Source organism: Proteiniphilum acetatigenes DSM 18083 (genome assembly GCF_000380985.1).
Taxonomy (GTDB): domain Bacteria; phylum Bacteroidota; class Bacteroidia; order Bacteroidales; family Dysgonomonadaceae; genus Proteiniphilum; species Proteiniphilum acetatigenes.
Window position 1 is genome coordinate 63,369 of the sequence record NZ_KB905709.1, and the last position, 7,457, is coordinate 70,825.

A 7,457-nucleotide genomic window follows, 5' to 3' on the forward strand; every position below is an offset into this window, starting at 1 on the left:
AAGTCGTACGATTGCAATTAAAGTATTCGTCTGGCGATGTTTTTCGACCCGTTATAGCTCGCATTCACTATCGAAGGATACTTGCAAAAATCCAATCACTTACTTATTTTTTTGCGGGTTCTTCTTTTCTGTAACAGAAACAGAAGCGCTACAAATACGACCAACACTCCCGACACCACAAGGATGCCGTTCAGACCGGTTGTTTCGCCTTCCTGAGGAACATCCCGGGAAAGGCTTTGCTTTTTAAGCACCATGCCGTTATTGTCCGTGCCTGCCGGGACTTCAGCACGATTCATTTTCCGCAATTCCTGCCGGTATAAACCTGCGTTTCCGGATGCTTTTTCCGCAATGAAATCCTGCAATTTCGTATTGCCACCCGAAAAACCTGCGCCACTGTGCCCGAATTCTGCCACAATATCGGTATGCAGGCGGGCAACGTCTGCCAGTTGTCGGTCGGTAGCCTTCCACATGCCTTTACGCGCGGTTTCGAGCATGACAGCCGTCATCTCCTCCAGCGCCGCAGGGTTGGCGCGTTTAAAGAAATCCCGCACTCCCAGGTCATGCGCATCCATCACATAGACCTCGTAAAACCGGTCCCATACTTCATTATCGATGGCTTCGGGTTTCATCACGTTCCAGGCATATGTGTTGGTCGCCACTTCGGCCAGATGCGCCGCACTGGTGGCTTGCCCCTTCATCAGCTCCCGGATATAAGCCGGGTTGAAGATTGTCGAGCGGGTCTCCACCCCGATCGCTTCTTTCACATCCTGCATCCTGGCATGATGACGGTTGCGGTAGTCGGCAAAATAGGCATCGGGGTCTTTACCCGTCACATGGCGCACCGCCAGATTCATTCCTCCCATAAATTCATACACGTGGTCGAGGCTGAGCGCCCCCCAGGTATTGCTCTGGCGCGGTTGTACCACCACATCGGTATTATGGAGGACAGCACGGAGCAGTCCCTCGTGGTATTGCCCCCACTCTTTTTCGCTGCCGTAAACGGCACTCATATTATGGATATAGGTGTCGGCTATCTCCCCTTCATTTTCCCATCGGTCGCCCGATGTGACCATTTCCTGGATTCCCGTTCCATACATCCCGTTGAGGCCGCCGAAAATACGCTTGACGGACAATTCACGCGCCTCTTTCGGTGAAACGCCCTGTTCCACCAGCAACCGTTCCGTTTCGGTAGCGCTTGATGAGACATAATTCCCGCCCGTATCGTCCTTCGCCGCGGCGGCCATTTCCACGGCACGGCTGATAAGCGCCAGGCGCGAAGCCGCCAGATCCCGGAATTGCCCTGATGTCTGCACCACCACGTCGATACGCGGACGGCCCAGCACTTCCGACGGGATCAGCCGGATATCCGACACACGCCCGAAAGCATCACGCACAGGCTCCACGCCAAGCATATACAACACCTGTGCAATGGTAGCTCCTTCGGTCTCAATGAACTCGCTGCTCCAGAAAGTGTAACTTACTTTTTTCGGGTAACCGCCGTGTTGGTTCCGGTAATTTTCCAGTGTAGCATTTACCAATGCAATGCCCTTATCCCACGCTGTTTCCGAAGGTGTTGCCTCGGTGTTCACGGCATACAGGTTGCGGCCTGTGGGCACGGCATTGGGGGAAGCCACGGCGTCGCCGCCCGGCGAAGGAGCTATATACCCGCCGGAAAGCGCGTTCAACAGGCTTTGCATTTCCAGTTCGGGACTCTGCCGTAATACGTCCCTGTAATGGATTATATTATTCATTGCACGATCCACCTCTATGATGGCCCGTGCATGTTCTTTCTGTTCTTTGGTAATTTCAACCGGGTGCCCGCCCGTGTGGGCGTTGGCCGGTCGGCCGTGCACGGGCATGGAACCCGCAGGCTGCACCCCCGAATCCGGTTTTGCAGAAGTTGTAGCCTCGCTTTTCCCGTCCATCATACGTCGCCCGGGCGGGGCAAGAAGCCGTTCCGCTTCTTCGATATCCTTCTCCGTGATACCCGCCATCCGGGATATCAAGGCATCGTTCACGGCTTTTCCGCTCAATACCTGGTCGACCAATGTCTTTGCCGGATCAAGATAGTGCCACGTGAAAAAGACGTTATTTTTCAATTGCTCATCAGTAACCCGCCCCCGGTGCCTGTCCAATGCCGCCAGGCTGTACGCGACCGGATCGACGGTCATTGCCCGCACCGTGGAATTGATCTTGTCCTCCTCGTAGGGTACGCCGGTGATATACAATTGTCCCGTCATTTTCTCATTCGCGATTTCTTCCGCAAAATTCTCTATACGTTCAATATCGGCTGCCGTATAAGGGTTTGTCAATATGCTATCCAGGCGCAGGTCACGATGCAATCCCATTTCAACAGCGATTCCTTTTACTTCCAGTGAAATTTTTTCCTGTCCCGCCTCGTCGGTGGCTTTGTAATAATCACGGATCTTATCCTGCAGGTCACGGAACTGCGATCGTGTACTGCTTTCCATAAAAGGCGGCGTAAGGTACGACACCGTGGTGGCATACGAACGGCGTTTCGCCATCATGCTCTCGCCGACATTGCCGATGGTATAGTAATAGAAATGCGGGATTGTCCCTACCAACCGGTCAGGCCAGTCATCACTGCCTAACGCCACCTGTTTGGCGGGTGTGAACTCCAGGCTGCCGTGCGTGCCGAAATGAAGCATGGCATCGGCATGGAACGCATGTTCCGCCCAGAGGTAGGCGGCGATATATGTATGTGGCGGAGGGGATTTCGCCCCGTGCACAATGGCAAACTCATCGCTCCCCAGGGCGGCCATCGGTTGCGGCAGCAGGGCTATATTTCCCAATTCGACCCGCGCGACGGCCAGATAAGATTTCCCGTCCCTGTCTACACTCATATATGATCCGGGCGCCTCTCCGTACGTTCCGGTTACTTCGGCATACAACTCTTCCGGCATGGCCTCCCGTACCCACGATTCGTATGCTGTCTTTTCAACCAAGGCCGGATTGCCGGAGGCAAGGTACTGGTCGAAAGCACCCTCGGCATAAGGGCTCATGACAGCCCCCTGCTGCATCAGGAGTTTTTCAAATTCCTGTCCGGTAGCCGGCAGATTATCCACCTTATAGCCTTCGGCTTTCAGGCGTTTCAAAAAATTGTACAATGAAGGGACGGTTTCCAGTCCCTGGGCGACAAGCGCCGACTGCCCCGGCCCCTTGAAGTAATAGATGGCGATCTTTTTACCGGCGTTCCCTTTCCGCTGCAGCGCAATGAAACGACGGATGATTTCGGTGAAACGCTCTAACCGTTCGGGAATAGCCCTGAAAACAAACAGGCCGTTTTCATCTTCTTCCTGCGAATTGACCACGTACGGATACACGGCACCATCCAGTTCGGGCATGATAATGCTTTGCGACAAAAAGCCGCCGGACATGCCCATGGCGTCTTTTTGCCATTCCTCCCGGGTCTGCAGCACGGTAAGGGGCGCAAAAACAGGAATATTCTTCTCTTTCAGCCAATCGACAACGGCATCGCCCTGCCTGGGTAACATCCGTCCGTGTGCCAGATAGACCACGGCATCGGGACGGATTTGCCTGAGGAAACCGAGCCGTCTGGCGGAAGACAATACGGGATATACATTCAATCCTGCGCGTTGGAACGTAACAATCATGCTGTCGAGATTCTCACGGTTGCCGCTGAAAGGATCGTTAAGCCCGCCCACAATAGCCACCTTCGCACCTCCTTCGGTATAGAAATTGTTTTCTTTCAGATAGGCCTCATAATCGGGCACGTTGTCAAACCACATATTATCGTCAAGATGATACAGTACGTCGCGTGCACTCTCCACCACCGGCGCGGGATCGGAGACGAAAAAAACTTTTTTATCGATATACCGGCGCACATATCTACCCAGATTCGCGTAGTTACGACGGTTACCATTCGCCAGATAAGCGTATACTTCGGCCTTTTGAATACTGTCCAGGCTGACGATATTATTTTCGGGGTTGGTCGCCCCGTCAACCAATATGGCAGTTCCTTTGCCGGCCGCATGCAAAAGTTGTTCCCTCTGGTCTTCAGAAAGATCCAGTCCGCGGCCGAATATCAACACAAAATCGTATTTCGAAAGCCGGTTCAACCCTTCCACGGACAGATTTTCATAGGAAATAAACGGATCGGCGTTTGATTTGACAATCCCCGATAACTGGAAAAGGGGATAATTGACAAGGGCGATCCGGGTCTTTGACGCAAACCGTCCCCATGCAGCAAACCCGGCGACCAATACTATAAGCAATAGTAGAATTGCCGGCAGCACCGGCTTCTTTCCGAATAATCGCAATCGCATCACGGTTCTTTTATAATTGGTTGAAATTCCACGACAGTCCTACAAAAAAGGTTCTTCCCGGGGTGAGGTTCGAATAGAAACTCCAGAATGCTGGCCTGTAATCGAACAGGTTATTGATCCCCGCTCCCAGGTTTAGGCCATAAAGCAGTTCCTGACTATAGGCCAATCTCCAGTTGGAATACGCTTGGTGATGTACCTTATACCTTTTCTGCGCATCGGAAAGGGACTCAGTGGTCTCATTCCACACGTCCATTGCGCCGGTCATTTTACCCGACAAAGAAAAGGATGAACGGTATTTTTTGATAAAAGCCCTTCCATAATCGATCTTCGTGAAAAAGGTATGGGGCCGTGCCGTGGATACCTTCGGGTCGCCATACCGGACATAGGTATAGGCGGCCGAAACGCTCATGCCGAAACCGAATTTATGTTGTGCGGAAAATTCCAGACTGGTTATATCCACATTCCCCAGATTGACGTATTGCGTGGTATCGCCGGAAAGCCATATCCTGTCTATCTTATTCGACATGGCGGAATATTGCCCCATCACGGAGAGGGTGGTGCCCGATTTTGCATATTCGACCGAAAAAGAAAAGTTGTTGCTTTTCTCCGGCTTCAGATCTTCATTCCCGACAATCTGAAACCCGCCCGCATTGGGATGGAACCAGTCCGTGTACAATTCTTTCAGTGTGGGTGCCCGGAATCCGGCTGCGTATCCTGACCGGAACGTAACATAAGGGATGCGGAACATCAAAGAGAGTTTCGGACTCAGGTGGCCTTTAAAAGCGGAATGGTAATCGTAGCGCAGTCCACCGGTAAGGGTGAAACGGGGACTGATCATCCACTCTTCATGAAGAAAGGCGGAATAGGTCTGTGCATTCCGGCCGTCATTGCTCCCGTCACTTTTGAACATATCCGTCAGCAGGTAATCGTCGAAATATTCCAATCCTGCCACAACATTGTGTGTAAGGGCAAGCGTCCCGTTATACAACAGGCTTGTATTTTTTTGCGTATTGGTATAGGTCTTTTCCGTCTCATCCAAAAGCCTGAAATAATCTTCTTTGGCATATCTGTCATAATTGGCCGAAAACAGAAGCTGGTGGTCTCCGGACAACGCATAATCAGCCTTTAATCCGCCAGAATAATCATAAAACCGGTTCCGCTCCTTCTCGCCCGGCTGGCCTCCCGGATTACGCTCTTTATAAAAGTACTCCCCCCTCACTTCGATATCGAGTTTATCGGTAGGATAAAAGAAGAACCTGGGCGTTATCGAATAATCCTCATACCCCGCTACATACGTTGTCACCGGCACTCCATCAACCACCGATCCATCTTCATATTCCTGCTTTGGACCTTCGGTATCTTTTATTACGTACGGACTGCGTATCTTACGCGATGCAATAACGGATGTCCCGAACCATTTATTCCTATGGGACAGCGATAATGAGTAGTTATTTTCACCTTCACTCTCGATATATCCCCTACCCGATATCTCTATCTTTTTCTCCGGTTTCTTTGTGATGATATTGATCACCCCGCCTATGGCATTGGAACCGTAAAGCGAAGAAGAGGCCCCTTTCACGATTTCTATCCGTTCCACATTACTGAGATTGATCCGGTTATAATCCAGGTTATTGAATGTCTCTCCTGACAAGCGTTCACCATCAATCAAAAAGAGGATATATTTGGCATCAAATCCCAGCATACTGATATTATCATAACCTCCATTATTCTGAAAATGAATACCCGGGAGTTCATAATTCAGCAAGTCTTTCAGATTGCCGGCCTGGGATTGTTCTATGGTCCGTGACGGAATAAGGATGGTGGTTACAGGCACGTCCTTCAGCAAACGCTCCGACCGGGTTCCGGTAACCACGACCTCTTCCAGCAAATAATCATCCAGTATCGTACTGTCATTTAACAGCGTATTCTGCCCCGGAAGGCAGATAGAGGATGAAACAAGAAAAATGAAACCTATAATTGTTTTTATGAATAACTGCATGGGTTTATTCCTACCTTAGATCTTTTTAGTTTTGCCCGGAGAGTCATCCGGTTGATCGTATCTTTTTCCCGGGGTTTATTCGACAAATTTTTTGCCTCCGTCTTTGTTGTACTGGTACTTAAAGCTTACGTACCCGCCTTCATTCTTTGCATTGTAACGATCATACACCTGTATTTTGGCATAATTCCCATTGGCCGACCTGACAATAAAAATGTCCTCTGTGATAACATAGGTAGGGGGATCCATCGGAGGGATAACGTTTACCCACTTGAAAACAGTGCTGTAGGATTGTACTGTTTTTTCCTGCATTGTGGGGTAACCGGTCAGTTCCACTTCTTCATCCAAAGAAAACGTCGCGTTTTCCGGGACTTCGGTCACAGTATTCCAATCCGTCGTCTCCATTTTCAGGACCCCGCCTTGTCCTCTTCCCGACGTTCCGCCGTTGGTCCTTATTTCCGACCGGTGGAACCCTAAATCCCACGACAGGTCCGTCTCATGATTTTCCACCTCAACAATATCTCCTTTTTCAAAAGAAAAATAAACCCACTTATCGAAAGCGGAGGCGTCCAGATACTTAAAATCATTCACATCCCCGATCAACACAGGGGAATCCTCTTCTTTATCGCATGAAAGAAACAGTGACGATAAAAATGCAATAACGACTAACTTGACTGAAAATAAAATTGATTTCTTCATCTTTATATAATTTTAAATAATTAATTCACCCTTATGAGACAATTAAGCATAACTATTTAGTTTTCAAATAATAAAACAGATAAGTAATTCCCTATATTTCTCATTCTTTGAATTGAGAACGGACCATTCACGCACAAAAAACGATACAAATGTATAATAAATAAATGATTATCCGCAATAGTTCCTATTATAAATTCTTGATTTGAAATCGGGCGTGTAAGTGAGGGCAGCTACCAGAAGCCTGTCAAACTGCTTCTCACCGAAATAACGCCTGTTGAACTTGTAACAGAACTGATTTAGATAATATTGTAAGTATTCGGGTTTCATTTTGTAATATACGCCCAATAATTGTCGCTTGGCATTACTTATTGCCGTATGGACCCAGGGCAGGACACTGGGGAGCTCCTTGGGTGGGATGACAGATGCCGTATGCGAATGGACATGTTCTTTTAATT

Annotated in this window: 4 protein-coding genes; all 4 read right to left on the bottom strand. The window is 49.4% G+C overall.

What is annotated here, in order from left to right; translation table 11 throughout:
* Positions 1–95: 95 nt before the first annotated feature.
* On the bottom strand, positions 96–4,307 hold the full coding sequence (locus F597_RS0117980; protein WP_019541145.1) for a cobaltochelatase subunit CobN: 4,212 nt from the start codon (positions 4,305–4,307) through the stop codon (positions 96–98).
* Positions 4,308–4,317: 10 nt separating this feature from the next.
* Positions 4,318–6,306: a TonB-dependent receptor plug domain-containing protein gene (locus tag F597_RS0117985; RefSeq protein WP_019541146.1), complete on the bottom strand. Its 1,989-nt coding sequence runs from the start codon at positions 6,304–6,306 to the stop codon at positions 4,318–4,320.
* Positions 6,307–6,381: 75 nt separating this feature from the next.
* Entirely contained in the window at positions 6,382–7,002 is a 621-nt protein-coding gene (locus F597_RS0117990; RefSeq protein WP_019541147.1) for an HmuY family protein, read from the bottom strand.
* Between the two features lie 168 nt (positions 7,003–7,170).
* Positions 7,171–7,457, bottom strand: a 287-nt coding sequence (locus tag F597_RS22135; RefSeq protein WP_026327108.1) for a transposase, incomplete at its 5' end; no start/stop codon positions are given.

Excerpts from the sequence above, each read along its gene's own strand:
- F597_RS0117980 (WP_019541145.1), bottom strand. The coding sequence starts at position 4,307 with ATGCGATTGCGATTATTCGGAAAGAAGCCGGTGCTGCCGGCAATTCTA.
- F597_RS0117985 (WP_019541146.1), bottom strand. The coding sequence starts at position 6,306 with ATGCAGTTATTCATAAAAACAATTATAGGTTTCATTTTTCTTGTTTCA.
- F597_RS0117990 (WP_019541147.1), bottom strand. The coding sequence starts at position 7,002 with ATGAAGAAATCAATTTTATTTTCAGTCAAGTTAGTCGTTATTGCATTT.